This is a genomic window from Paraburkholderia sp. D15 (assembly GCF_029910215.1).
Taxonomy (GTDB): Bacteria; Pseudomonadota; Gammaproteobacteria; order Burkholderiales; family Burkholderiaceae; genus Paraburkholderia.
Window position 1 is genome coordinate 239923 of the sequence record NZ_CP110395.1, and the last position, 26797, is coordinate 266719.

Annotated in this window: 27 protein-coding genes; 16 read left to right on the plus strand and 11 right to left on the minus strand. The window is 58.1% G+C overall.

Annotation, left to right across the window (positions count from 1 at the left end):
- Window positions 1-139: 139 nt before the first annotated feature.
- The 7 genes from LFL96_RS00970 (at window position 140) to LFL96_RS01000 (ending at window position 7756) form a co-directional block, all read left to right on the plus strand.
- Window positions 140-1306, plus strand: coding sequence for a PP2C family serine/threonine-protein phosphatase (locus tag LFL96_RS00970; RefSeq protein ID WP_280997059.1), 1167 nt, complete (start codon window positions 140-142; stop codon window positions 1304-1306).
- Window positions 1307-1308: 2 nt separating this feature from the next.
- Window positions 1309-2370 (plus strand): serine/threonine-protein kinase, encoded by a 1062-nt coding sequence (locus LFL96_RS00975; protein WP_280997060.1) that lies wholly within the window; start codon window positions 1309-1311, stop codon window positions 2368-2370.
- Complete coding sequence (locus LFL96_RS00980) at window positions 2367-3443, plus strand: protein kinase (protein ID WP_280997061.1); 1077 nt, start codon at window positions 2367-2369, stop codon at window positions 3441-3443. Before LFL96_RS00975 ends, LFL96_RS00980 begins: the two co-directional genes overlap by 4 nt.
- Before the next feature lie 808 nt (window positions 3444-4251).
- On the plus strand, window positions 4252-4848 hold the full coding sequence (locus LFL96_RS00985) for a hypothetical protein (RefSeq protein WP_280997062.1): 597 nt from the start codon (window positions 4252-4254) through the stop codon (window positions 4846-4848).
- Window positions 4845-5996: an XRE family transcriptional regulator gene (locus LFL96_RS00990; RefSeq protein WP_280997063.1), complete on the plus strand. Its 1152-nt coding sequence runs from the start codon at window positions 4845-4847 to the stop codon at window positions 5994-5996. The genes LFL96_RS00985 and LFL96_RS00990 overlap by 4 nt, the downstream gene beginning before the upstream one ends.
- A 213-nt stretch (window positions 5997-6209) precedes the next feature.
- Complete coding sequence (locus LFL96_RS00995) at window positions 6210-6953, plus strand: hypothetical protein (RefSeq protein ID WP_280997064.1); 744 nt, start codon at window positions 6210-6212, stop codon at window positions 6951-6953.
- A gap of 104 nt (window positions 6954-7057) precedes the next feature.
- Entirely contained in the window at window positions 7058-7756 is a 699-nt protein-coding gene (locus LFL96_RS01000; protein WP_280997065.1) for an Abi-alpha family protein, read from the plus strand.
- Between the two features lie 250 nt (window positions 7757-8006).
- Here the strand turns inward: LFL96_RS01000 and LFL96_RS01005 are convergent, their stop codons facing one another.
- A complete protein-coding gene (locus LFL96_RS01005) occupies window positions 8007-8198 on the minus strand; it encodes a hypothetical protein (RefSeq protein ID WP_280997066.1) in 192 nt (63 codons plus the stop codon).
- Here LFL96_RS01005 and LFL96_RS01010 point away from each other — a divergent pair.
- The 5 genes from LFL96_RS01010 (at window position 8197) to LFL96_RS01030 (ending at window position 13869) form a co-directional block, all read left to right on the plus strand.
- On the plus strand, window positions 8197-8619 hold the full coding sequence (locus LFL96_RS01010) for a hypothetical protein (protein ID WP_280997067.1): 423 nt from the start codon (window positions 8197-8199) through the stop codon (window positions 8617-8619). The genes LFL96_RS01005 and LFL96_RS01010 overlap by 2 nt on opposite strands.
- A gap of 78 nt (window positions 8620-8697) precedes the next feature.
- The gene (locus LFL96_RS01015) at window positions 8698-9357 is read left to right on the plus strand and encodes a hypothetical protein (RefSeq protein WP_280997068.1); all 660 of its coding nucleotides are present in this window, start codon (window positions 8698-8700) and stop codon (window positions 9355-9357) included.
- Window positions 9358-9660: 303 nt separating this feature from the next.
- The gene (locus LFL96_RS01020) at window positions 9661-10623 is read left to right on the plus strand and encodes a phage exclusion protein Lit family protein (protein ID WP_280997069.1); all 963 of its coding nucleotides are present in this window, start codon (window positions 9661-9663) and stop codon (window positions 10621-10623) included.
- Between the two features lie 144 nt (window positions 10624-10767).
- Window positions 10768-11985, plus strand: a complete 1218-nt coding sequence (locus tag LFL96_RS01025) for a hypothetical protein (protein WP_280997070.1) — start codon at window positions 10768-10770, stop codon at window positions 11983-11985.
- Between the two features lie 213 nt (window positions 11986-12198).
- Window positions 12199-13869 carry a hypothetical protein gene (locus tag LFL96_RS01030; RefSeq protein WP_280997071.1) on the plus strand — a complete coding sequence of 557 codons (1671 nt, stop codon included), beginning with the start codon at window positions 12199-12201 and terminating at the stop codon, window positions 13867-13869.
- Between the two features lie 38 nt (window positions 13870-13907).
- Here the strand turns inward: LFL96_RS01030 and LFL96_RS01035 are convergent, their stop codons facing one another.
- Together LFL96_RS01035 and LFL96_RS01040 are read right to left on the minus strand one after the other, a co-directional pair.
- Entirely contained in the window at window positions 13908-14681 is a 774-nt protein-coding gene (locus LFL96_RS01035; RefSeq protein WP_280997072.1) for a DUF6602 domain-containing protein, read from the minus strand.
- On the minus strand, window positions 14659-15282 hold the full coding sequence (locus LFL96_RS01040; RefSeq protein ID WP_280997073.1) for a hypothetical protein: 624 nt from the start codon (window positions 15280-15282) through the stop codon (window positions 14659-14661). The genes LFL96_RS01035 and LFL96_RS01040 overlap by 23 nt, the downstream gene beginning before the upstream one ends.
- A gap of 412 nt (window positions 15283-15694) precedes the next feature.
- Here LFL96_RS01040 and LFL96_RS01045 point away from each other — a divergent pair, with 412 nt between their 5' ends.
- Window positions 15695-16342: a hypothetical protein gene (locus tag LFL96_RS01045; RefSeq protein WP_280997074.1), complete on the plus strand. Its 648-nt coding sequence runs from the start codon at window positions 15695-15697 to the stop codon at window positions 16340-16342.
- Window positions 16343-16575: 233 nt separating this feature from the next.
- Here the strand turns inward: LFL96_RS01045 and LFL96_RS37030 are convergent, their stop codons facing one another.
- On the minus strand, window positions 16576-16956 hold the full coding sequence (locus LFL96_RS37030) for a hypothetical protein (protein WP_348638403.1): 381 nt from the start codon (window positions 16954-16956) through the stop codon (window positions 16576-16578).
- Between LFL96_RS37030 and istA the strand changes: the two genes are divergently transcribed.
- Both istA and istB read left to right on the plus strand, forming a co-directional pair.
- On the plus strand, window positions 16895-18412 hold the full coding sequence (gene istA / locus LFL96_RS01050; protein ID WP_280996892.1) for an IS21 family transposase: 1518 nt from the start codon (window positions 16895-16897) through the stop codon (window positions 18410-18412). The two genes, LFL96_RS37030 and istA, sit on opposite strands and share 62 nt — an antisense overlap.
- A complete protein-coding gene (gene istB, locus LFL96_RS01055) occupies window positions 18396-19211 on the plus strand; it encodes an IS21-like element helper ATPase IstB (RefSeq protein ID WP_280995363.1) in 816 nt (271 codons plus the stop codon). The genes istA and istB overlap by 17 nt, the downstream gene beginning before the upstream one ends.
- A gap of 47 nt (window positions 19212-19258) precedes the next feature.
- On the opposite strand, the gene LFL96_RS01060 is transcribed toward istB, so the two are convergent.
- From LFL96_RS01060 to LFL96_RS01070, 3 genes are all read right to left on the minus strand, one after another.
- Window positions 19259-19645 carry a hypothetical protein gene (locus tag LFL96_RS01060; RefSeq protein WP_280997075.1) on the minus strand — a complete coding sequence of 129 codons (387 nt, stop codon included), beginning with the start codon at window positions 19643-19645 and terminating at the stop codon, window positions 19259-19261.
- 118 nt (window positions 19646-19763) lie between these two features.
- Window positions 19764-20951: a hypothetical protein gene (locus LFL96_RS01065; protein WP_280997076.1), complete on the minus strand. Its 1188-nt coding sequence runs from the start codon at window positions 20949-20951 to the stop codon at window positions 19764-19766.
- A 148-nt stretch (window positions 20952-21099) separates the two neighbouring features.
- Window positions 21100-22866: a hypothetical protein gene (locus tag LFL96_RS01070; protein ID WP_280997077.1), complete on the minus strand. Its 1767-nt coding sequence runs from the start codon at window positions 22864-22866 to the stop codon at window positions 21100-21102.
- A 260-nt stretch (window positions 22867-23126) separates the two neighbouring features.
- Here LFL96_RS01070 and LFL96_RS01075 point away from each other — a divergent pair, with 260 nt between their 5' ends.
- Window positions 23127-23450, plus strand: a complete 324-nt coding sequence (locus tag LFL96_RS01075) for a helix-turn-helix transcriptional regulator (protein ID WP_280997078.1) — start codon at window positions 23127-23129, stop codon at window positions 23448-23450.
- A 14-nt stretch (window positions 23451-23464) separates the two neighbouring features.
- Here the strand turns inward: LFL96_RS01075 and LFL96_RS01080 are convergent, their stop codons facing one another.
- The 4 genes from LFL96_RS01080 to LFL96_RS01095 all read right to left on the minus strand — a co-directional run bounded on the left by LFL96_RS01080 (window position 23465) and on the right by LFL96_RS01095 (window position 26772).
- On the minus strand, window positions 23465-23764 hold the full coding sequence (locus LFL96_RS01080) for a hypothetical protein (RefSeq protein ID WP_280997079.1): 300 nt from the start codon (window positions 23762-23764) through the stop codon (window positions 23465-23467).
- 94 nt (window positions 23765-23858) lie between these two features.
- Window positions 23859-24815, minus strand: coding sequence for a hypothetical protein (locus tag LFL96_RS01085; protein ID WP_280997080.1), 957 nt, complete (start codon window positions 24813-24815; stop codon window positions 23859-23861).
- Window positions 24812-25738 (minus strand): phage capsid protein, encoded by a 927-nt coding sequence (locus LFL96_RS01090; protein WP_280997081.1) that lies wholly within the window; start codon window positions 25736-25738, stop codon window positions 24812-24814. Before LFL96_RS01090 ends, LFL96_RS01085 begins: the two co-directional genes overlap by 4 nt.
- Window positions 25739-25776: 38 nt before the next feature.
- The gene (locus tag LFL96_RS01095) at window positions 25777-26772 is read right to left on the minus strand and encodes a lambda-exonuclease family protein (RefSeq protein WP_280997083.1); all 996 of its coding nucleotides are present in this window, start codon (window positions 26770-26772) and stop codon (window positions 25777-25779) included.
- Window positions 26773-26797: the final 25 nt, after the last annotated feature.

Here is a 26797-nt window from a genome sequence, read left to right on the forward strand (position 1 = left end):
GCGGCTTCCTGGCTGTCAGTCATGAGCGGCGTAGCAGAACGAAGAAACCGCGGTCGTTCTGGCACGCCTTCCGACGGGGCGCTATCATCGGGGCTTTGACCCCATGCCGCGACTCGCGAAGTTAGAAGAGCCAAACCTGATGTCGACCCAACTCCAAACGCCGGCCGCTAAATTGACGACCTGGTTCATGAGACGCACTGCACCCAGCGCCGTGCGTCGCGTGGCGCCGCTGAACGCGGCCGTAGCGAGCGACGTCGGTGTTGTGCGCGCGGAGAATCAGGATCGAGTTGCCCTTGTGCGGGGAAGCGACCGTAGCGGGGCACCTTTTATCCTGGCCGTATTGGCAGATGGCATCGGCGGCATGAGGCATGGCGCGGAATGTGCGTCGCTAACCTTGGCGACCTTCATTGACACGGTGATTTCCGAGGCGCAGCACACCGTCGAACCTAAGGACTGGCTACGTCGGGCCTCGCTACGGGCGAATCGAGTCGTGCATACGCTCCAAGGGGGAGATGGTGGTTCCACTCTGGCGGCCATTCTACTTGCCAAGGGCCATCGAGCCGTGTGGCTCAGTATCGGCGATAGCAGGGTTTATCACGTAGCCGAAGGAAAGATGACGCAGCTTTCCCGGGATGACACGCTTGATGGCCAGCTCGGAAAGCCGATCGACGGCGGAAGGAGGTCCGAGCTGCTCCAGTTTGTAGGCGTTGGCGATGCGCTTGAGCCGCACATCGAGTTCGTCCCTTGGGATCTATCTGGCACGCTACTTCTCACTACCGACGGTGTACATTTCATCGATGCCGATTACCTGGGTAAGGTGGCGCACTTTGCCGCAGACATAGGGGTATGTGCTCGCCGCTTCATGGATCTTGCCAAGATGTTGGGCGGGCCTGATAACGCCTCAGTGGTTGCTCTCAGCGTAGACGCGCTTTCTGCAGACCCTGGTGCTCAGGTCGAGTCGGCCTTTGAAGTTTGGGATCCTTTTGGTGATCTTTGCGTGATGTTTGATCGTGGTCGCAGCTACCGGACAAACGGACCGTCGTCAATTTCAGCAAACCTTAAAGCGGGAGCACCGGAATCTAGTCCCCAGGATACCTCGGCTGCGGGCAACCCGGAGGCAGAGGGCGAGCTACCAATGGAGGAGCGTTCCGTCGGCACTGCGGCCAAGGGCAAGCCATCTAGGCAGAAAAGCGGAAGCCGCCGCAAGGCTAAGGTCAAAGGCGTCAAGATTGAAGGTGGCCCCGAGGACGGCCATGAGGGCGAAGCTCCGCAATTGTCCATCGAGTTTCCACACAAGAAGCCCTAATCATGCGCGCTATCCCCGACCGCTATGTTTCCTCCGGCCATGCGATGTCAGGCGGGATGGGTAGCGTGATTGTCTGCCAGGACACAATCCTGGAGCGCCCTGTGGCCATCAAGTTCATAAGCAGCGCCACTCACAAGCGGCGTATGGACGACGAAGTTTCAGCGCTTCTCAAACTGCGTTCGAAACATGTCGTTCAGGTATACGACGTGTTACAAGCTGATGTCGACGAGATCGGAATTGTCCAGGAATTCATCGACGGCAAAGATCTCTTCCAATCCCATCAGATTCCCGCGACCGCTACCGACTACTACAGGCAGCTCTGGCAAATCTCCGCGGGCATATCGGACATCCACGATCTTGGGGTGATCCACCGCGACATCAAGCCGAACAACATGAAGACGGACCCTGAAGGGGTGATCAAGATCTTCGATTTTGGCTTGGCACGAGACGATGGTCCCAGTGCGAAGACCAAGAGCTTCGTCGGTACGAGAGGCTTTGCCGCTCCTGAACTCTACGCGAATCCCTTTAGCTTTACCAAAGCGGTGGATACGTATGCATTCGGCGCGACTGCTGTGTATTTGGCTACCGGCGGTTTGCCGACCGATATGCTAAAGCAGCCGCCTATTACTGGTTTGGTTAGCCATTTGGGCTCGCTTCCGTTCATGATCGCGGACGAGATCACATGGCTTCTCGATGCATGCATCGCGCCTGAGCCGGCGAAGCGTCCGCCGATGCGAGAGGTGCGCGATGCGCTGGCCCGGCACATTCTCTTTGATAGGCATAGAGCCTTGGTGGTCTACCAAGGCAAGGCGTCGGTCCTTGGTGCCGACAATCGGTCTGTCAGCCTGAGCTTCGGCGATATTGCGAAGATCGCCATCCGCTACGACGGGCTCGCGTTCGTCGTCGACAGTGTCTCTGGCGAAGTTCAGATCAACAACCTGGTTGTGGTCGCCGGCTCCACGCTGCCCGGCGCGTGTGTGGTGGCTTTGGGTGGCAATCACCGTCGCAGCAACGAGCGGCGCTTCATTACTTTTGACATCTCTCATCCGGAGATTGTGCTATGAGCGGTCCACTCTCAGCAGGAGACGTCATAGGTGGGCGCTACCAGATCGAGCGCTACATAGACGAAGGCGGCATGCAGTTCGTGTACGCGGCTAAGGATCAATTGTCCAGCCGGATCGTCGCCCTCAAGACGCCCAAGAACAAGTCCGCTATCAAGCGTTTCCGCCGTAGTGCTGTGGTAGCAGCAAAGGTCAATCACCCCAACGTAGCCAAGACGCTTGACTACGTAAGGGAGGGCGAGAGCCGCTATCTCATCGAGGAACTCATCGTCGGCTCCGATCTGAGCAAAGCACTTCTGCGCAAGACCGTGTTCCTAGACCCCTACCTCGTAGCGAAAGTCTTTCACCATATGGCCAAAGGGTTGGCGGCTGCTCATCACGCGGGCGTGATTCACCGCGACCTTAAACCTACCAACGTTATGGTTGTGGGTGGTTACTCGCTGAGCGAACTCAAGATCACCGACTTCGGGATTGCCAAGATGGCCGAGGAGGAGCTCGCCGAGGCGGCTGAAGGCGGAGACCAGACCCTCACAACCTCACAGACGGCTGTGGGTGCGCTCCCTTACATGGCCCCGGAGGCCATCGATACGCCAAAGGAGGTTACTCAGAAGGCGGACGTATGGTCGCTGGGAGCGATGATGTTTCATCTGCTCACGGGGCAGCAACCCTTCGGTTCAGGTTTAAAGGCGGTGCAGAAAATCCTAGCTGCGGCGCAACCGGATGTTCCAGTGTTCGTGGTGCGTAACCCGCAGTTCGAGCCGCTTGCGCGTGAGCTTCTCGATATGACTTTTGCCTGTCTGCGGAAGAACCCGGCCGAGCGGCCCACCGCCGACGATCTGGTTCGGCGCTGCGGACTTCTCTGCTATACCGTCACGCAGCGGGGAGAGGGAGTGGTCAGGCGAGTCGACTACGACAGCTATGGCTTCATCAACAGCGAAGGACGTGACGTGTTCTTCCACATGGACAGCGTCTTCGGGCCGCCGCCGAAGCTCGCCACGGGCGACCGCGTAATCTTCTCCGCCTACGCGGGCGGTGGCTCGCCACGCGCCTACCCAGTTTTGAAAATGATTTCCTGAGGCTCCCGGAATATATCTGCTGATACAAGGCTCACCCCGTGTAACGGGGACACTTTCGCGAAATGCGGGAAGCCTTTCTCGTGCATCAATCGCCCGATCTCGAAAAGCGCGGCCAATCGTTCGCTATTGACAGGGCCAAGTTTCCTGTCCGTTCCCATCTCTCGATAGGACACTGCATCGGCGTAAATCTCCGAGAAGAAAGGACTCGTGTCGTAGACGTAAGCCGTGGCGAGAACGCCTTCGCCGGCAAGAATTCCCAGCCGCGCTGGAGTGGTTCTCTTCCTTGCACAAACGCGATTCGCGACGGCAGCCAGAGTGCCATGTGGTGATTGCCATCCTTGTGCCACGCATCGGAGGGATGCCGGTTCCAGATGTTCGCTGAGTCAACTTTCCCGGAGCCAGTCCGAGCGAGAGTAGAAACGTATGAACTGTATTTCTACCGCCAAGGTGGCACGTGGATCACGTGCCAGATGGATCTCGAAATGATTTTTCTGGCATCCATTTCGCTTCCTCTCCGTGTTCGCTTGTACGCTACCTTGCATCCACAGTTCGCGATCAGCCTGTCTTGATGCGACAGTTTAAGCGATGCTCTTTTTGAGGCCAAAGAGAGGCTTCGCGGTCGTCAGCAGCGGGATTGACCCGTGATGTCCGATTGCATGCGATAAGCGACCTCGGCGCTACTGCGGGTTCGGGGTGATTTGATGATGGCTCCGCACAAGGATGCAGATTTCAGTTGACGGATTTCGGATTTTGCACAAAAATCCGGTTGACGTTTTTCTGAATTTGCACATTTTAAAGGTCAGCGCTAATGAATCTGCCGCTTCCGGAAGTGTTTCATCCCGCTCTTCGTTCCGATTGCCTTGGTGTTATCGCGGACATCCTGATCGACGAGCATTTCACGACGTTGACTGACCTTCAAAGCGAGTACGACGATGGGTATTCCCGTGGCACGACCCGTTTTGCCCGTCAGAAGAACCGACTCAAGTCGGTTGCGTTGTCAGGCCAATATGAATGGTTGCAGTTGCGGCACGCGGGTAATGACCTCATTTTTACGATCGACGGCATTCCGTGTCGTTTTGCAACGGACGATCCAGCTAATCCGACCAAACCCGCGGTTCTCGAAGCGACGCCCATTCAGCAGTCGTTCTTCGATGAAGTGGAGAGCGGTGTCCCATGCAAATTCTGTTTCATTCTCGATGGCGGTTACGCTGAGTCGGACGATCCGCGCGTGGTCTTTGTTGGCGAGGATTTGTATGGCGCTGTGAAATGCCGGTGGACCTCGGATGGCATGAAGACACTTCATGCCGTTTCCGCCAATACGCCGCCGGCGAAAGACGTTGGCAAGGCGCCGGTTGGCCCCAAGCGCATCGAATCCGACAAGACCTCAACGCCTGAAGCGCCATGACCTTTATTGGTTCAAATCTGCGTACCGCACGTTTGTTTCATGGCTTGTCGCAGCAGGAACTGGGTGATCAGATCGGTTGCTCGAAACAATTTCTCAGTCGCCTAGAATCGGGCGTTGATGTGCCGGCGTCGACGCTCGTCACCCGGCTTTGTGATCGGCTCGCGGTCTTGCCGGATTTCTTCGTCGAGCCGGATCCCATGCCTATCGCAGATGAGCAGTGCCATTTCCGAAAGCAACTGACGACCAAGGTGGCTCTCCATCAAGGCGCGCGTGCGCGCGGCGAGTTTTTGAAGCGCATGATCAACGTGATGGACGAGCACTTGGAGTTGCCTCGGTACGATTTTGAGGAAGGCGACGCGTCGTCCGCGGAGGCGATCGAGCAGGCAGCAGAGCGTGCGCGCGAACATTGGGGCTTAGGCTTGGGACCCATCCAGAACATGACGCATATTGCGGAAAACGCAGGCGCCGTCGTTATGCCGATTAATGGATTGGCTCCCGAGATCGACGCGATTTCGTTTGCGACGCGCCGGCCGGTTATTGCGATGAATTCGGATGGTCGATCATCGTGTCGTGCCCGTTTCGGAATCGCGCATGAGATCGGCCACTTCTGCTTGCATATCGGCGTGCAAACGGGCGACAAGGTGACCGAATCCCAGGCGAATCGGTTCGCAAGCGCCTTTTTGATGCCGCGCCGATATTTTGCGGTGGAGTGTCGGGCAGGGCTGCGCGGTTCACGTCTGAACTGGTCGGGGCTGGCGGATATTAAGGCCCGCTGGGGCGTGTCGAAGGCAGCAACCCTCTATCGTGGACGGCAGCTCGGCGTGTTTTCCGATGAGCAATATCGAAGCGGTGTGATCGGCCTGACGCGACGCGGCGAGGCACGAGGCGAGTTTGAAGATAAAGACATGCCGCTTGAGCTGCCGGACCTGATCGTAGACAGCATTCAGGTGTTACGCGAAGCGTTTGGCATTTCTCGCATCGCGTTGGCTCAGGAAATGAAAGTGCAAACGTCGTTGCTGGATGAATTGCTATCGGCCCGCTTTGATATGGGGGCGTTTGCGACTAAGCCAGATAACGTTCTTTCCATGTCAGCGGAACGCCGCGCGCGAGGTGGCGCAACTGGCGTCAGCACGAGGCGTGGGCAATAGGTTCGTCGCTATCCTATGCTGAGGAACACGTCCCCCGAATTGTTCGTCGGCATGCTAGGAACCCTTTATGGCCGGTGGTGGTATTGCCGGCCTTTTTTTCGTTCGATTGATTGAATGAGACGGCGAGGTTAGCGCAATAGGATGTTGGTAGTAACAGCCAACGTACAGCGAGCCGCACAAGAAGTAGCCGCGCATTTGCCAACGCTATCAACAATGCACAATCTCGACAAGATCCTCGATCATTTAGAAAAATGCAAACCCTACGCGCCGCAGAACCCAGTGGTAGTGAGAAGGATCACATTCACCGGATGGGCGCTTTTCCTGATTGGAGCCGCTGCATTGTTTGCAGTAAAAATCACCGTAACGACTCGTCCGCTGAGCGGGCTAAACCGCGCCGTCGCGGATGGCGCCGTTATTGGCGTCGTGCTGGGATCGGCGTTGCTCTTTCTTGCATTCATCGCCCAGTTTGTCGTAGGGGTGCAGACTACGCTTCGAGAGAGAGCAGAGTCGAACCCCAGGACCACGGCTCAACGGCGGCTCGAGGTCGACGAAAATAACGTGCGATTTCTGCTCGACCAACCCGACAGATCCTTGGAATACGCTCAGTGCTATCTCAGACAAATGAATTCCCGCACAGGCGAATGGATCGCTCACGTATTCGGAAGCGCGGCACCTGTTCTGCCTCTCCTGGCTGTTTTGCTCGCCGTCTCCAGGGAACTGGGTGTAACTCACTGGCTCGAGGATGCGTTTGCACAGGGTCACCCGGCTAATCCGCTGGTCCTCCGTTTGATCTTCTTTGCGATTGCCCTCGCCGTTTTGACGGTTGCCACTGCTTTTGGTTTGGCAGCAGAACAGCGGAAGAATAGTTACAGGCTTGGACTGATCGAGATGGCGATAACGCTGAAGAACATGATGGACAAACCGGTTCGCGGGCGCAAGAGAGGCGGCGCTCGCTGAGTACACGCGTGTACCGGTTTCAATTTCCATCAGTTGTTCGCGACGACGTGAACACGGCCACTCATGCTAGCCTTTTCAGCTTTCCTCTTCTACGGAGCAATACGATGGACCCGAACGCTATAACAACAACTACCGAGGCAGCCAAGGCAGTTCAAGAGGTCGCAAAAGCGACGGGGAAGGGAATTGATGCCGCGAGGGAAATGGGTGGCTTTATTGCGAATTATGTACGAGGGCCGATAGAGCAAGGTCTCGGTATCTTTGACGACAAGCTTCGATACTCTCGGTGGGAGCGGCAACAACGGTTGATGCAGAGGGCAGCGACGTTTTTGGCAGAGCAGGGACTGAAGGAGCCGCCTAATGGAGTGCCGCTGAAGTTTGCTGTTCCGCTTCTCCAGGCTGCATCGATTGAGGACGATGACGACTTGCAGGATCTGTGGGCTCATCTATTGGTGAATGCGTCAGTCGAACCTGAAGTTGCGCTGCATAGAGTGTTTGTCAGCATGCTGGAGAACATGTCGAGTTTTGATGCCCAAGTGCTCTTTTGCCTCCAGCGTACTAGCAGGGGACCACACGATGCAATTATCACCGCCGAGTTACCGGCGTCTGCCTCAGTGTGGGGCGAAAACATGGAACAGCCGCGTACGCAACCGTCTGATGAAGTGCTTTTCTCACTTGGTAATCTGGGACGCCTCGGTGCTATTACCGGGCTTGCGACCGCAGGTGGGGGAACAGCATGGGTTGCCGTGCACGTAACAATCTTGGGGAAGCGATTGGTCGACGCTTGCTCAGGCGCAGCAACCTGAGTAGTGCCAATGGCTCTGGCAAAGAGGCAATCCGTGACATGAACTTCTCAAATAGCGAGACGCGATCGCTTTTTTCTCCGTTGCCGTGAGGACACGCGTACGGCATGCATGTTGCGTGAAAAAGAAAGATGACGAGACATCAAAAAGCGAGGGGCGCCACATGGCGCTCCTCGCTTTTTGATCTTTCCGAACGAAATTATCCGAGCCACTGCAGAATCCGCTGGCCCGGACGCGCAACGGGGTACTCCCGCTACAAGATTCGTAGATTCCGGATTTTTCCTATCTGCGGCGAGCGGCTCAAAATCATCTCCGCGATGAATTCCTGAACGAGCGCGCGGGGAATGTTCGCGGGTACGTCCTCGACTAATTGAGACGGAACCTGCACGATGAAGTTGTCCGACGCACTGGCCAGGCGGTGCTCGTAAGTGACGCGATAGTTCATGAGAAACGGTAATGCGCAAGAGCCACGGCCGGCGCACGAGACAGACGCTGCACTCTGTTTTTCGCAAGATGTGAGCGGTAGAGTTGCGATATTGCTTTTCCCCTACAAATCCGATCTGTCGAAGGCAAAAGAGGACAACATTCTGTTGCAGTTCGGTTTGCTTCCGAATGATTTGACTGAGAAGGTCATTCGGAAGACATTCAAAACATTCTTCCAGTATTGCGTAGCGACGAGTACTGTCTCGACCGGAAGCTATAGCGCTTATGCCTTCCGGCAGTGGCTGTCTTTCCGTGACATGCGCAATAAAAAGGCGCAAAGAGATGTAGCATTTCGTATGGTAGAAAAGATGCTGGTTCTCGCATTGACAGCGGTCGGAGCGTGGGCAACCTTGTTTGTCGCCGGCAAGTGGCCCTTGCACTGACACTCGGCAGGTCGAGTGAAATCGCCGATGACCGGTTGCCTTTCTCTTCGCCCTATTAGGTACCACACGGTTCTAGAAATGATCCTACACGCTACTGGTTGGCAGGTTATCGCGTCCGTTTCAGGTGTCAGTCTCCAGGTCATTGTTGCATGGTGGGGTGCGCGCCTGACCAGCAGGAACGCCAGAGCCACGATCGACGTGCAACGTTTGGTGACTGAGCGCACGGCGTCATCCTTCATCGCCGACAAGCGCCAGAAGTGGATAGACGAACTACGCACGGACGTGGCCCGATGTCTTGCACTCGGGCAGGAAATTAGCGAAGCTTGGCGAGCTTGGTTCTCCTGCACCGGTGAAATTCTGGATGAGGTCAACAGAGATCCGCGCGATCAGATCGAGGAGGTTGAAAACCATCGCAGGGTGTTCATCAACTTGAATGCGCCGCGTGATCGCGAGCACAGTGAACACCTGTTGCGCGTTCGGATGCGCCTTAACCTCGCTGAGGGCACCCATCAGGACTTGATGCGCGCGCTCTTCCACATGCGTGCTACTCTGGATGAACTTGCGGAAGCGGCTAAACTTCAGCAATACGGACACAACGCTAAGTTTGACTCGATTGACGCGGATGTCCAGCATGCCTCAACGTTCGCATCTGTGATACTCAAGGAGGAATGGAACCGCTTGAAGCGTGAGGTTGCCCATCCTGACCAGTTGCTCGCTTCAATTCCTTCTTCTCCATGAGTTTTCGTGTTCCGAATACCCTGCGTGGAATTTAGAGGACGGAACCTCGGAATATAGTCTTTCGGAACTTGGGCGGATGAGCTTTCGATGCCACTGTAAGGGGTGCGACGTTGAATGCGAGTTGTCGTGACTGAGTGTCTTCAATGACCCAATGCGAAATTGTGGATTGTCGGCCTGAAAGGGTCGTCGTCCGTCTCTGTCAGGCCAGAAACCCAGGCGCAGTCGCTTAAGTTAGTGACTAGCGAGTCCCCGGGGTTCCGCCGTAGAATCGGGACTGGCTGCCAAACTCAGCATTCGCTACCCATGAGAAACGAGCACGACTCACCTGTTCTCGCTCTTGAACATAACGTGACTTGGGCGTTTGAGCACGCAACACCCTATGCGGGAGCACGACTAGCGGAAGCAGTTGCCAGTGGAGTGGTTGCGCCCGAAATCGGATTGAACTTCGATGACAGCACAGCCCCCCCCAAGGGCCCATTCCTCCAGAGGCGCGGCAAGACGGATGTGCCGGAGATGCACATCAGTTTGAAGCATTTGGAGTTGCTTTGGTCCTTCACATACTCGTGGATGGTGATCTACGAGCGTGGTATCCAGACACCTCTCATCGAAGGCAAATGGGTCGGCGAAGTTGATAGTTCCGATCCGGTCTTGCGGCGTGCACTGCGACTTCGAGATTGGTCTGCGTCACTGCAGACCCGATGCACGCCGTGGCCACAAGAATTGCCGTCCCCGCGTAGTTACGCATGTGAAATCGAACGATGGTACGGCGAGAAAGCGAATTTGGTGTTCCAACAAGCAACCGCATTCTTGTTGGGACATGAGTTCGCTCATGCTGCTGGCGGACACCTCGACTTCGTACCAGCCAACGCACCCGACTGTGATGCTATCGAAGCTGAGCAAGATGCCGATGTTGCTGCCTTTTCGAGCCTGGTGGAGTCTACCGATGATGACTCTGAAAAACTTAGCAAAGCTTGGGCGATTCTGTCCGCGCTCTTGAGTACCATGTATCTAGGCGAGGAGACACGCACGCCGTTTGTGCAGAAGCGCCATCCGCCCCTTCATCATCGTCTCTCGAACTTCACGCGAATGTTGGATTTCGAGAAGGAACAGTATCGCTACTACTTCCCGATGCTGACATGCATCGTTCTCGAATGGGCGCTTGTCGAGCTGGATTCGATTCCGCGCTCAGCATCTCTGTACGAAGATGCAGAAGAAGCTTTTAGCGACACACTTGACCGGATCGAGAACTGGATCAAGCAGCACTGATACCGAAATTCTTAGACGAACGACAGCTGAGTGCCTGCCGCGAAGCAAGCGGGTCTTTTGGCCAATGCTTTCGCCCCACACAGGAACGTGGATGAACCTGCTGCGCAGGGGCGGGACTCGCTCAGACGGAAACGGGGTTGGCGAGTGAATGGTTCCTACACTCACTTTGCGCGTGCGTGGGACGAGGAATACGTCATGCGGGCCAAGGTTGTCCGTTCTGCCGTGACAGCGCTGGCCGATGCACTCCAATGGTCGATCGTGCCGGATGGAGATGAGCGATCCGAAGCGCTGAAGATCATGAAAGAATCCTGGTTTCGTGACAGGATTTTTGACAAGGATCTCTGGATGATCGGATCAGGTGATGAAAACAATATTGGTAGCTTCACCCGAAACTGCCGTGATCCTGTATTTAGAGAGGCCAGCGTGAGCAATGTAAATATCGGAATTGATGAGAGCACCATGCTCTTCTACGAAGGCTCACCGAGCCTTTACGGGCATGCAATCTGGCCATCCCCTTTCGTTTCTCTTGCTAGTCATGTGGGCAGCCGTGCCGACTGGAAGCGGGAACCGTACAGCCAGAGTTTTGCGAGCGCGCCGATGCTTTTCCGGGAAGATTCGTTTGATCCCGTCGCGCGCGTCCGTCGCGGCAGGCTATACATACGTCGCACTGCCGAAAATCCCGCTGTCTGGCGTGTGCAGCGCCACCCGGCATATGCGACTGCTGCGCAAAGCAATATGGGTGGGCCGAGCGTGCACATGAATCCGGACGCGAGCGGTTTCATCCCCACGCGACTCGCCACGTTTACGTCGTGGCATGCGTCGGACCATTTTCTGGCCAGTCGGTACGACGCCGTACTAGTCATGGGTGCCGGTGATCGCGCGATGGTGCATTCTGTCCTCGATGTCGAAAGGCTGGCAACCGGGGAAGAGCTGATCACCGTTAGAACGCGCCCTAGCTTGAGCGGCTTGCCGGAGCTGATCGTTGCACTGATTCCGGAGGCGTACACGCGAGTTGTTCTCGACCAGTACGAGAAGGCCGCCAGTTCCGCTTTCCGTGATGATGCGGAGAGCGTTATCGACAGGTGTCGTGAGGCCGCCACGGCGGCGCTGAATGCCGAGCGTGAAGCCGTGGGAGGCGGCAATGGGACGAATGCCCAGGATCTGGCGGATCTGGGTAAATTCTTTTTGTCGGAAAGACGGGACGTTCTTGGCAACGCGGCCCTGATCCTTGCCCGGATGCACTCACGTGGGAAGTCGGCCGAGCAGATCAAGCGAGGAACGGTGCCGCCGACCGAAGCTGATGCGGATGCCGCGATCGCATTGCTTGGGCTTGTTTATAGGGAGTTACGCTGGGCTCGATAGTCCCGCGTTGCAAGCGTAGCGATAGGGTCATTACTATTAGGATCGTCGTGTCGGGGTTAGTACTGTGCTATGGCCGGCTACATTCGAGGGCGGCTGAATGAGTTTACGAGCCCACATGTTCGCGAACCGCCAGATCTTCGCGTCTACACCGCATCGGCGCTAGACTGGGCGACGCACAACGACCCGCACTCGCCGAAGAGGAATGACCGGCACATGACAAGAAGTAACAGAGATGAGTTCAGCGCCAGGGACAAGATGACGCTTTGCATGCGTGCGGGCACGCATTGCTCAAACCCGACATGCCGTAAGCCTACAACCGGCCCGACGACGGACAGGCGCAAGGTCAATAACATCGGTCAGGCTGCGCACATCACTGCGGCCGCACCAGGCCCGGGAGCCGCGCGCTACGATTCGTCAATGACGGCGGCCGAGCGCAGCGACATTGATAACGGCATCTGGCTTTGCCAGAACTGCGCGACGATGATCGACCGGGATGCTGAGCGCTATACCGTGGCGATGTTGAAGGAGTGGAAGCGTCAGGCCGAAGAGGCGGCGGATCGCGAACACGGCCAGACGCCAATCGCGGCAGCGGAGGTCGCGCTTATGCGCGCGGCAATCTTCAAGGCACCACTCGGCCGCTCCGTGGCGACCGCCGTTGCCGAGATGGCACGGCTGGCTGAGCGCGAACTCGAGCAGGCCGACCCACGATTCGCAGTTCAGGTGAATGCGGTAGGAAACACGACGCAGATCGTCTTTCGGGCAAAGGAACCCGTCCAGTTTTCGGCGAAGGTGGCGTCGACCCACCAGACCGAGTTTCAGACCAGAATGCGGGCGTTGATAGAACATGGCGTGCGAGTTGAAATGGATGCTTCGATCATGCGGCTGGAGGGTTCCGCACTACTTGACATGATGCCGCAGGGCGAGGGGACGATCACATTCGACACGCATGCGCGGCACAAGGCGGCACAAAAGGTGTTGCTGCATGATCACGCGACCCGGGCGGTGTTCGTGATGGACGACTTTGTCGGCGAGATCGTTGGCGGCAGTCAATCGTTTACGTTTGAAGGTCAGGCGTTCAATGGACTGTACAGCATGCGCTATCGGTTCGAACGCAAGAGCCAGTATGAACAGCAGAGGCAGGACATCCACTTTGATTTTTGCTGCGATAGCTGGCAAGGGCGCACGGTTCGCGAGTTGCCTTACTTTGAAAAACTGTATCGCTATTTCGACGCGCTGCGTGAGGGTTGGGAGATTTCCCTGACGCTGGAAGTGGAAGGGGTTGAATTGTGGACAGGCAGTAGCCCGGGGCTCATGACGCCGGAATCGCTCGACGAAATGCACCTGTTTCTGAAGTACGTCAAGTGCGTCCGCGAACTGCTCGCGTTATGGAACCTCGACCTGCTCTTCAACGATTCACCCGTATGGGCAACGGAGATCGAGCAGGTTTTCAATCTGTGGTCGCTCTTGTGCGAACGCCCGAGGCGGCATGGGGCCGAATTGCCGCCGGGTCATTGTCGGGTCATGCCGGAAAACGACGGGGAAGCAGCGGCATTACAAAGCGCGCTCGAATCCGGCGTCCCGTTGGCGATCGCGTATGCTCGCGAGTTTCCCGAATCGTTCAACCTGATGGGTACGTACGTGTCCGTGAGTCCCGTTCGTCTTCACTATTCACAGGTCATGCTAAAGGTTGATGTTCCTGTGACGAAGGTGAAGCCGGGCAGGTCTGTCCGACTGGCGGTGACGCCGGTAGAGGGCTGTGTGTTCTCGGTCGAGCAATCAGATCCGCCATGTATTTTTGTCAGCGGCCCGGAGAAGAGCGTAGAACCGGCCAGCGAGGTCGGTTGCAGTCGGAATTCGAAAACTGACCAGTTACGCCAGCACTGACGGTCCGCAGCGGTATCGCGCCTTGGGGATGGCCGGGATCAAGTGAAGTCCACTGATTCGCCAGACAGCCAATCCTCAACCTTTGCGAATCGCTCCTCCATTTCGGCTACGCCATCTGCGGCATTTGCAATGCCTGCTGCTGCTTCTGCGTATGGCCCCCAATTCAGATCTGTCAAAATCTTCCCGTGCATCCAGCGCGTATCAGTCTGCAGGAGCCTGCGAATCTGGCGGTTCGGAACTGGCTTCAGACTATCCACACGTAGATGCACCATAAGTTCATCAAGGAAGAGGCCCGCCTGTATCTTGAGTTCGGTCTTGCTGATGTAGGGGCGTAGACGCGGTACGATACGCCTTACAACTTCTTCATCTGAAGGCTTCTCAGGCCTCGTCACCTCTGAATACGCGATCTGCAGATACGTCTCTTCGAGAACGCATAAGCTCGTCATGTGTCGGTACATCTCCGTGATGTTGTGCGGACCAGTTAAAAATTGTTTCGCAACGTGATCCTGGGGATTCTGGAGGGACGCCTTAAACGCAAATATACCCTTGAAGAACGGTGGTCTGCAGTCGTCCAGGGCGCTGACTTTTCCCATTGTGTCGAGGCAGTCTTTAAGGGTCGCGTTACTGCCGAGATCTGTCTTGACTTCGATGACAGCACGCACCGCGCTAGCGTCGATCACGACAAGATCGCCTTCACGAAACAATGGGGCGTACTCAAGACGATCATAGATCAGTATGTCAATCTGTTTGGGACACTTGTGAATGAAACCGGTGGCGACGTGGTAACGCTCAGGGAGATGTTTGCGCAGCAAATTTCGCAGGAGGCCTTCCCTGTATTCGCCATTTGTGGGGTTGTGACAACGGTAGACCGATTCGCTCGCTGAGTGCGGTGAGTTCCGACCCAAAGCTACCGGCGAAAAGTCTACCATCCTCCGCAGCGAGAATTGCGGGGCTCAGCTTAAACAACGCAGGAGAGCTGCGACTGAATCTGATGAAGTGTTTTTCGGCGATGGCACTTCTGGCGACTGCCTCGAGGAGCCACAAAGGATAATTTTTTAATGCCTTCGTGCCGGTCAACTCGGCGAGCAGTTCCGCATAGGTCTTTTTTTTGTTGCGCAGAAAATTGCACAATGCGTCATGCATTTTGTTAGCGGCGCCGACGAATGACGGATATTGAAGTTCAAAGGACTCACTGAGTGTATTGGGACGCAGGGCGAAGTGAGCTTCTTGTTTCTCCCACGGCCTAAACGTCACTTGCTTGTTGTCCCCTGTGTGTTCAACACCATACCGCCCCGACTGCCACTTCCACAGAAGCGGTTTCACATTTTCCGGGGCGACGTCGTTGTCGACATACCAGCAGCCGGTCTTCAGCGTTTTCCTCTTGTTCTTGTCTGCGTTCGGTTTGGCAATCATGTTTTCGGCAAAGCCCCCAGATATTGAATACGGTTGATCTCGTCTGCGATTTCGTCCTCAGTGCGCGTCACCCAATATTCAGTGGTCGCGAAGCGTGAGTGGCGTGAAAACTCTGCACGTCACGCAGCGGCATGCCAAAGCGAACGGTTTCGCTGACGCCAGTATGGCGCATGATATGCAGCCACCTTCATTTGATCGTCCATCAACCTCTCCCGGTGTAACGTGACTGTCTGTGACTAAATTCCGTATCCACTGCACGGCGTGTGGTTCGATCTCGTTGTAGTAACGGCCAAGCACGCCCCATCCTTAGAAGTCATTCCACCTGGATACCAGCGGACCGAGCGCCGAAAAGCCCGGAATTCACGCAGATCGTCGTGCTAGCATTCGTCAAAATTCCAACGGGGTAGGGCGAATGTCTAACTGGAAGGCCGTACTTGGTGCTTTTGGCGCAATAGTTGCCGTTGTGCTGATCGCTCACTTCGGCGCGACTTCTGCCGGGACGCAGCCCTACAGGGCCGACGCAATGGCGAGCTGGATGCAGGCGATCGGTTCGGTTGCTGCAATTCTTGGCGCGTACTGGATTGGAGAACGCCAGTCTGCGTCGGCGTTGAGGGCCGCCCGTGAATCGGAGATCGCTTCCCTCAAACGACGACTCGATGCGTACGCTGCGGTCGCTAAAAGTGCTTGCGATCAGGCCATGAATGTTTCCAAGTTGGCGGGAGCGTTGAGCGGCCAACAGTTTAAAATCAACTGGATTGATCAGAACGGTCCCGTATATCGGAGTGCCTTCGCTTCCACGGAAAGCATCCCGCTTCATGACTTGGGCTCGGCCGAGGCCGTTCGCTCTCTGATTATTCTGAAGACTGCGCTTGCTCGGATGGAGCGTTTCATTGAAGCACAGGCGGACGCCGGTGAACTGGACGAGGCCACACATGCTTTCAACCAGAAGGAACTCTTCGGTATGGCGTGGGTTATCGACGAGTCCTGGCAAGATCTTGCGCGCCGTCTCGAAATTGGTGCTGATACGTTGCGGGCTGCGCAAATCCACGACTTAGTGTAACGACGCATCATGCCGCCTTCCTCGAATTTTCAGCGCCAGCGGAGAAAAAAAAGACTCCGAACGAGTAGGTGCACCCACCGGGGCGCACCTGTCATGTCCTAGCCAAGTCGATCCGGCTGCGCGGGGTGTTGCCACTGTCCGTGCTAGAGCTGCCGCTTTCCGACTTGAATGCCCCGACCGGATTGCGCGCAAACGGTCATCTCTGCGAGCTGCTGGCTTCACCGCTTCGCAACTCATCTTCGAGGCGCAAAAGGTCTTTCGAGCGGGGTTTTATACGCCGCGCAGGCGCCCCAAAATACACCCCCCCGCGGCTTGAGCGTCTTGGTTACGAGCGACATTGCACCGACCGACACCCCTTCGCCAAGCGCGCAACCCGGCAAGATGACACTGCCTGAGCCGACGATCACATGGCGTCCCAAGTGCACTGGCGCAACCTTCACGTGTTGATACGCGCATAAAACTGACCCACTTCCGCTAGAAATTTGCATCGAAAATTGACCCACATGTTCAACTGCCTGCTTGGACGCCAAGCAGGAGAACGGAGTGATAACCGTGAGCATGTTGGCCAAAATTCGGCGGATGCATTTCCGCGATGGCGTCCCGCTCCGGGACATTGCAAGACAGACAGGGCTTTCGAGAAACACTATTCGACGATGGTTGCGCGAACCGTCGGAAAGCGAGCCGAAATTCGCTAAGCGCATCAGCAACAGCGTCGTCGACCCGTGGTCAGAGCAACTGCGACTATGGCTGGTCGCCGATACGAGGCGTACAAGACGGGAACGGCGCTCGGCAACGCAGATGTATGAGGATTTACGGGCGGCTGGCTACGACGGGAGCTACGACCGCGTGTCTGCCTTTGTGCGCAACTGGAAGAAGGAGCGCGATTCCGGAGCGCAGCGTGGCGCCTTTGTGCCGCTCGCCTTTGAGTATGGTGAAGCATTCCAGTTCGACTGGAGTTGCGAGTATGTCTTCATCGGTGGACTCAGACGACGCGTAGAGGTCGCACACATGAAGCTCGCCGCGAGTCGTGCCTTCTGGCTTGTGGCCTATCCGACCCAAAGCCATGAGATGCTGTTCGACGCCCACGCACGAGCATTCGTCGCGTTAGGCGGCATTCCCCGGCGCGGCATCTACGACAATATGAAGACTGCCGTCGACAAGGTTGGCCCGGGTAAGGAGCGAGCTATCAATGCGCGCTTCCACGCGATGTGCGGCCACTACCTGTTCGAGCCTGAGTTCTGCAACCGGGCCGCTGGCTGGGAGAAAGGCATCGTTGAAAAGAATGTCCAGGACCGCCGCCGGCAGATTTGGCACGATGCAATCGGTATCCGGTGGGAATCGCTTGAGGTCCTGAACATATGGCTGGCAGAACGCTGCCAACAGGCCTGGAAGCAACTGAGACATCCGCAATGGCCTGAGCTCAGTGTGGAAGACGCCCTCGCGGATGAACGCCCTCGGCTGATGCAGGTTCCAAAGCCGTTTGATGGCTACATTGAGAAACCCGTGCGCGTCTCGCCGACGAGTCTGGTACATCTCGACCGGAACCGTTATAGCGTGCCGACGGAGTTTGCACATCATATTGTTAGCCTGCGTAGCTATCCGACCTACATCAGCCTGGTGGCTGACGGCATCGAAATTGCCCGCCACCCCCGCAGCTTCGACCGCTACCAAACCTTTTATGACTGGCGGCACTACATCGCTTTGGTGGAACGAAAGCCCGGCTCTTTGAGAAACGGCGCGCCGTTCCTGACGATGCCAGAACCGATGCTTCGCCTGCAGAGACACCTACTAAGGCAGACCGGTGGCGACCGCGTAATGGTCCAGGTCCTGGCGGCCACCCCCGTTCATGGCCTGGAGGCCGTGCTGGTTGCCGTCGAGCTTGCGCTCGAGTCCGGACGTCCCAGCGGAGACCATGTCCTGAACATCCTTGCCCGACTGAAAAGCCAGTCGGCTCAATCGGGCGACGGGGTGAGGACAGCAATAACGCTCAAGGTCGAACCGCTTGCAGACGTCTACCGTTATGAACGACTGCGCGTAATGCGCGACGAGGAGGATGGTCGTGTCGAATGAAACTGCCGCACTTCTCAAGGCGCTAAAGCTTCACGGAATGGCGCAGGCGTGGCCCGAACTGGTAGCACAGGCACGACACAGTGACTTTGAACCGGAGAAATTCATGCAGATGCTGCTGAAAGCAGAAACGGCTGAACGGCAGGTTCGGTCAATCAACTACCAGATGGCCGCCGCACGCTTCCCCGCGCACCGTGACCTTGCCGGCTTCGACTTCGAGCAGGCTAGCGTCGATGAAACTCTTGTGCGAGAGCTCCACACTGTCCGCTTCTGCGAGTCCGCGCAGAACGTAGTGTTCATCGGTGGACCTGGCACAGGAAAGACGCACCTGGCGACGTCCATCGGTATCGACGCGATACAGAATCATGCAAAGCGGGTCCGGTTCTTCACTACGGTTGAACTCGTCAACCAGCTTGAAGCCGAGAAGGCAGCCGGCAAACCAGGGCAACTGGCAAATCGTCTCATGTATGTCGACGCCATTGTTCTGGACGAGTTGGGCTATCTCCCGTTCACTCAAACGGGCGGTGCACTGCTGTTCCATCTGCTCTCGAAACTTTACGAGCGTACGAGCGTTCTCGTTACAACCAATCTGAGCTTCACTGAATGGTCGAACGTCTTCGGCGACGCGAAGATGACAACTGCGCTGCTTGACCGGCTCACCCACCACTGCCATATAGTGGAAACAGGCAACGATTCCTGGCGCTTCAAAAACAGTACGGCGGGGCAGCCCGCTTCGCGGGCTGCAACCCGTAAAAGCTCACCCAAACGACAAAAAGAGGAGGAAATCGACGCACCAGATTGATGTTTATCAGCATCAGGGGTGGGTCAATTTTAGATGCAAAAAGTGGGTCAGTTTCCAGTGCAAATCAACACCTTCACGTTCAGATAGCGACGGGGCACAGTCGGATTGGTGAGTGCCGCACTGGAGTAATCATCGGAAGCGCTGTAGATGCGAACACCCTGTGAGAGTCCGGAGAAATCTTCCAGAACGATGCCTCCACCGCCCGCCAGAAAGCGCATGCCGCCGATATGCACATGCGAACCGATTTGGATGTGGCCGCCCGATGCCGACAGGACCGTCGGTCCATCAATGCGTACGTTGCTCTCGAACGTTATATTGTCGACGCCTATGACGATGCAGTTGCGTGCTATAGGCACATTGCTTCCCACAGATGGGAAACCGATCTGGGACAGGTCGTCTTCGGTAAGGTAGCCGGGATTTAACGGGTTGTTCATAGTGATCTCCTGCCGGGGGATGGGCATGTGTCCCGACTCGTCGGTGAGATGGTGCCAGGTGGATGGATGTGACTTGGGGGAGCAGCGGACCAGCCATGTGCCGTGATGTCGTGGTGGGTCAGGGCGCCGGCTTTCCGTGTTCGCACCACGACCGCCATTCGCCGAGCTGATCCGCAGTGACGATCGAGTCGTCACCGTTTTCGTGGTGATACGCGACGGTCCATCTGGAGACACAAGCATCCGTGCCGCCCGGCGACGTGTGGGCCGGCTCTACGGTTGACGTTACTTGCGATGTACCCGCGCCGGACGCTTCCCTGCAAGCCGCTTCCCATTCGTCTCTCATGGCGGCATTAACGTTCTCACCTCTGCCGAACACATTGAACGCTGTATATTTGCGATCAAGGCACGAACTGATTGCGTCACTGTCCGGCAACTCCTGACCAGCCTGGTAGTCTTTTTCGTAAATCAGTTTGCCGCTGGCGTCCCATCTCCTGACGGTCCCATTAAGCTTGCCATCCACGTAGCTGGCGTTGCCGGTCGCTTTCCCTGTCTGTGGATCGAAGGCTTCTTCGACTCCCTGCTTCAGTCCGTTTGCGTAAGAGACCCGGTAGATCACCTGCCTACCGTCCGGCGCGTAGGCGGCCATTGCGCCGTCGTATTTCCCGTCGACGAGCGACGCCTGAAGCACCCGGTTCCCGGTGTTCTCATCGAAGCCTTCCTCATCGCCGCTGAGCACGCCGTTGTTCCAGGTCATCGTGTGGACGAGACGATGCGTAGCCGGACTGTAGACCTCCATGCGGCGATCCGGCTGCCCGTTGCTGAATGTGATCTTAGCGAACAGACGGCTGGTGTCGTCCGGTGCGTGCGACTCGAGGTCTCCGTCAAGCGCGCCGCCGGAGAACGTCATGGTCAGCAGAACATTTTCTGTATTGGCTGCTTTACAGGTGACCTTTCCGTCCAGGTAGCCATTTTTCACCTGGGTGTCGCAATACACCGGCACGGGAATACGCGGGTCGGTCGGGAAGTTGTCGATTCCGACGGCGCGCACATAGTCGAGCGTGAGTGACGGCAGCGTTTTTTCGAGCGTGACCACAGCGTTTCTGAATCCCTGCTGGGGTCCCAGAATGACGCCACTCGGGACGTTCGTGAGCTGGCCCGAGAATGCTTCATTGGCGTCGCCAGCGTAGAACTTGCCGTTGACGATTTGCGCATTGCGATAGTCGAGTGCCTTCTGACTACAGGCCGCAAGGCCAGACAGAGAGACGGCGGCACTGGCCGCCACGAGCGCGCGGGTAAGTAGCTTCATGATCTGACAGAAAGAGATGTAAGGTGGGCGGACGCGGCGTCGTGCCAGGATGTGGCAAGGCACGGGTAAGCCAGCGAGTTGCATGGGGGAAGGGCCGGCAGCGCTGATTTGCTACCGGCCCTTCGGCCTTCGGGCCGGGCGCGACGGCTTACTGGCCGCTGGCAGCCACGGCGGCGTTGACCGCCGTCAGCAGCTGTGCATTGAGCGTCCCCGCGAACTGCACCGTTTTATCCGCATAGGTGGACGGAAAGAGCCACCCCAGACGCAGATGGCCATTGCGTAGCGCGACGACCAGCTTTGCGCGCTTCAGAAGCGGCGTTAGTACTGCGTCGGCGAACTCCTGGTTCAGCGTATTGGCGTCCACGTCAAGCACGAGCACGTCGCTGTTCCGGCTGTACGGCGTCCACGTGCCGACGACATGGGTGACGGTCTGGGTGTTGCCGCTGCTGTCGCCGTTGCTGGTGACGTACTGGACCTTGCCGTCGGCGGTGAGCGTCATGGCGAAGCCGCCGCTGCGACCCTGTAGCGACAGGCCGATGACCTGCGACACCGAGGTGTAGGTCACCGCCGGGTCGCCCGTGATTTCGCTGATTACCCCGTCTTCCATCACTGCGGGCTGGGCGCCGTCACAGACCATGCCGCCGGCAATCACCGGATTGGGACAAGCCGGCTTCCATACGGGGACCACCACGCGATCGTCCGCATAGCTCAGCAACCCCGCATAGGCCTTTGTGCCCGCGCTGAACGTTGCGCCCGTCAGTGTCGGCCGGTTCCACAGGCTGATCCAGCCGTAGTTGAAGGGAACCGCAGATGAGAGCGGCTGACCCGAGAGGTCCACCGAACGGTATTCGACCGTGTAGCCGATACCATTGTTCGGATCGGTGCCGGAAAGTACCGTCCCCGCTTTGCTGACAGGCAGCGTCGCCTTGTACTGCGCAACGGAATTGAAGCCCGACCACGACCCATCGCTCCTGAGCTCGTATGCGCCGTACAGGGTGTCGAACTTCGTGCCGGTCAGGTCAGACCAGCCACCGTTCGCGAACCCCTGCTGACGGCTGACCAGTCCATCGCCCTTGAGCTGGCGCACATCCTGGGCCACGACCTTGTCGCTGTCGCCGGGCGTAAAACCGTCATCGAATGAGAACAGATAGCTGTCGAGCGCGTAGGTCGGGTTCGCCAGTACCGCTGATGCGTCCTCGCTCGCATAGACGGGTCTGGCCGCCTGCGCCTGCACGTCGGCGAGTGTGACGGATGCCACGTCGCCCTTCTCGACGATAGCGTTCATCGTGTTACGTACCGTGGCCGCGTCGACCACGCCGTTTGACGCGAACGACACGAGCTTGTCAAGGATGGCGGACGCGGTCGATGCCGCAGATGAATTGCCCGCGGCGATGTAGTCGGCGTTGGGGTCGACGTTGCCGCCGAGCAATTGGGCAACCGCGGCCGTGGCCTGAGCCTGGGACAGCCCGCTCGCCATCTGGGCCGAAATCATCGTGGTGAGCGGAGAGATGTTCTGCTGCCCGGACGCCGTCACAGTCTGGCTCATGGTGAATGTCGCCGGAAAAGAGTAGCCGGGACGCGACAGATCCTTCGTGCCCGGCGTCACGGTGACCAGCAGCGTCTTGCCCTGAAGGTTGCCGGAGTCCGGCAGCGAGTAGCCGCCGCTGGCGTCGGTGGTGCCGCTTGGAAGCGACGTGTCACAGGCACCCTGACCGTTATCGAAGCAAACCGACGCGCCGACCAGATAGCCGTCGATTGCTTTCCCGGTCAACTGGCTCGAAGTGGCAGGTTTGGACGGCGTAGATGTCGTAGTTGCTGAGCTGCCGCTCCCACCGCCACCACAGGCTGCGAGCAGCGCGGCCGCCACTGCGGACAGCGTGAGGTTCACGAATTCCGTTTTAAGATTACTTTTCACTTTCTTATTCCTTTTTAATATTGCCCCTGTGGGAGCGCGTCAGAACCACTACAAATCGCCCGGCGAGACGGGTGACCCGCACGAGTCACGCCGCTTTCGTCCCGTCAGCCATTTGCAATCCGCGACACCTTGTGACTGCGACTATTGAAGTGGCGCGTTTCTTTAGTGCCGCCTCAGTGTTTAACGGCAAATACTAAGAAAGTCTTAGTGTGGAGGATGCTCAGGACCGACAGCATGTTTCCCTTTCAGGGAGCTAGCAGATGTCGGCCTTCGCAATGCGATTAAAGCAGGCGCGGAAAGCAGCGGGGCTGTCACAAGAACGCCTCGGTGTCCTTGCCGGCATTGATGAAATGTCCGCAAGCGCGCGGATGAATCAGTACGAGCGTGGTAAACACGAACCTGACTTTGCAATGGTCAGTCGGATTGCCAAGGCGTTGCGACTCCCGGTCAGCTTCTTCTACTCCGAGGACGAAGCTGAAGCGAAGTTGATCGCTGCATATCACAGACTGGACTCGGCGCAAAAGGCGTCGCTCGTTGCCCAGACGTTGGCTCTCGCGGGCATTGCAGATTCTGACTGGTTCTAAACGATGTTCTGCTGCTAATACTCCTCGGGTAATAGCAGAGTTGATGTCGAACGATCCGCTTCCGTAATGACCCACACGTGCTTGTCGTCCCTGATCAAGTAGCTCGACAGCAGTCGTGCACCTGACTCCAGCGCAAGCTCGTTCTGCTGCCGATCCGCATCGCCTAGTTCACCCCAGTCGCCGCACACATGCCGCATTAGCAGGTGCAGGGCCGGTATGGCGGCGCTTTCAAGTGCATCGAGTGCGGCGGGCGTCGCCAGGATTCGGCCTGGTCTAAATCGCGGGCGGATGTGATGACGGGAAGGGAGATTCATTTTCGTTCGCTCCGGATGAGAAGGCGTCCGGCCCGCAAAGGGACCGGACGGCAGATAGAAAGAAGGGATGGGATTTGCCGGGCGAGAGCCCGGCTTATGCCGCACGGTCTTGCTGTTCGAGCTGTCGTCGCAAGGCGATAGCGCGGGACTGGGAACATCCCAGGTGACGGCGGATGTCCGCGACGGTCGCGCGCAGGTGGCCTGCGGCGATGTCCTGCGCCAGTCGTGCGAGTTGCGACTGGTGGTCGCCCAAACCGGGCAGGGCACTGGCGGCGACTTCCGGCTGGTTGACCGAATCGGGCGCACGACTGACCGCGGCGGCGGGCTGTGCTGGCGTGAGCGGCGGCGCGGTGTCCACTGGGTGCGGTTCCAGCGCTACGCTCCATAGCAGGCAGGCGACGCTTTCGAGTACCGCGGCAAATGTCAGTCCCGACAACAGATCGATACTCGCCGTGGTTGCACCGAGTAATGCGCCCAGTCGCGTCGTGACGGGATCGGCGACCAGTGCGTCACGCCGTGACTCGATCCGGTCGTTCGCGACCTGCCGCCGTCGTATCTCGCTGGCCTCGGCGTCAAGCGCATCGAGCTCCACGACGAGCGCGACACGACGGCTTTCAATTTGCGTGCAGTCAGCCACACAACGACGGGCGGCAAGCGCCGCCAGCCGGGCGATGACGCCCGCCCGCTCGCCCATGACGTCGGTCAGCCCGCGACCGGCAGTCACGACAGCAGTCACGGGCGCGACTGCCGCGACCCGCAACTCTCCGGCGTGACGCTGTGCAAGCAGGAAGAAGGTCGCGTGACCGTAGCAGGCGCTTGCCATGCAGGCGAGCCAAAGGACTCCAGCTACACCGCGCACAACAGGCCGCGACTGTCTGACGAACGCGGGTAGCAGATGGGCGGTGGCGACCAGCACGACGCCGATGGCGGTCCATACGAGCCGCTCCGGTAACGTGCCGCCGCGCTGCCAGCCCGCGAGCACGGACAGGCAGACGGCGGTCGCGGAAGTACAGGCCGCGAGCAGCAGAACCCCGCGACGGGCCGTCGTCATGGCGTGGTCGCATCGAGTTGCGCGGCCTTGCGCTCAAGCTTTGCCCGCAGGCCGCCGGGTGGCCCTGCTGGTAGATCGCCGCTGGCTTTGCCCTCTTGTGAGGACTGGGCCGGACCCGCAGCAACATCGGGATAGAACTCTTCCGCCACGGCGGCGCGTTCATCCGGACTGTCCTCGAACGCACCGTTTGCAAAGCCCTGACGTGCAGCGGCATCGAGCGCCGCCTGGTCGAAACCTGCTGCACGACGCTGCCCGTCGACTTCCCGCGCCTTCGTCAGCGTCTCCTCCAGCGTGCTGCCCGAGCGCACGGTGAGATCGACGTAATAAACTGGCGAACGGTAACTCTGCGTGGTCGACTTGCCGCGCAGCTTCAGTTCCAGTTGCAGGCAGGCGAGCAGATCGCCCGAGACTGCGCTGAAATAATGAAGTCGGGCGGCGAGCGTCCGGATCGAGTTATACGAGGTCGTTCTGAAAATGAACGAGCCGAGTTCGTCCTCGTCACCAATGGCGACGTTCAGCCGCCCGTAGGGCTTGCAGTTGCCGGCGCGACCGAATGCGCAGCCGTCCGGCGATGGACAGGGCAGTTCCTCGATACCGGCGTCGCCGGCGCGCCTGCACGTCTCGCCGTTGCCGACGCAGACCGGACGACCAGTATCCCGGTCGAATAGCGAGTACTCAGCCCGGAGGTTAAGGCCGGGATCGTTGAACAGAAAACGCACGGGAATTGCACGCAGCTTGCCCGATGTGGCCTTGCGCAATGTCTCGTTGAGTGGATGCAGCATCCAGCCGTCGCGCTGCTGCACCTGGGTTGTCAAAGTAAATTGATCGTCCTTTTCAGGGAGCCGTTTTCCGGCCTTTTCGACGACCCGGCCAATCGAGATACGCCCGACGACGGGCGGAGTAATAGCCAGACCCTTGAGCATGGTGGTCCTCTGGATAGAAGGGAAGAAAGAAGTGGAAATCAGGTGGAAACGAGAAAGCGCCGGGAGCCGGGCTTCGGGAGGGCGTACTGCGCTTCAACCTCGGGGTGGGCGGCGAGCAGCCGTTTCAGATCGACGGTGGACGAGTCCCGGCTACGCCTGAACGACACCGAACCCGTCTCGAACACGGCCCGGGTCGCTTCGCCCATTGCCTGCTGGATCGTCTGCTTCAGTTGCGCTTCGATTGCCTGCCGCGCCTCGATTTCGGCCCGCACAGCAACCAGATCAGCAAACACGGAGGACAGATGACGGTCATTGCTGAAGTCGATTGCGCCGCCGTTGCCTGGATAGAGATGCCGCAGCGCGCGATCGGCTGATTCCGATCCGTCCGCGGGCGGTGGCGAGTCAGTCTCCACGAACCGCCAGAAGCGCGCTTCGAGTTCGATGAGCCGCCCAATCAGTGCGTCGTCGCGTTCGATGCGATGCACTTCCAGCGCCTGCCCGCACAGCAGGACGGCGACGTGCGCGGCCTGCTTGCCTGTGACGGCCAACTGGTGTTGCACCTGAAGTTGCACATACTCGGGCACGCCATCCCGCCAGAGCCGCGCGCCGAATTCGCCCGCCGTCTTGCACTCGAGCACCTGCACATCGGGCACGCCGACAACTTCCCTGTCGATATTCGCCAGCATGAAAGGAATCGACCGATGACGCAGGACCGCGTTGACCTTGCGAACCTTGTTGCCGGTCTGCTGCGTGTAGACGGCGGCGACGATAGGTTCGAGCAACGTCCCCCAGTACGTTGGCGATGTCGTATCCGCCGGATCGGGGCGGGGCAGGCCTTCGGCGCGTCCGGTCTTGTCGAGCCATAATTCGAGCGGGCTCAAGTAGGGATTGAGACCCACTGCGGCGGCAGCATCGGACCCACCTATGCCGGTACGGCGCACGGCGAGCCAGTCGTCGCGCGACAGATCAGCGGTCTTGACGAGCTTCAGCGCGGGCTTTCGCGCAGATGGCGGTTCGGGTTGAAGGGCGCTCATGGAACCTCCAGAAACAAGGAAGCCC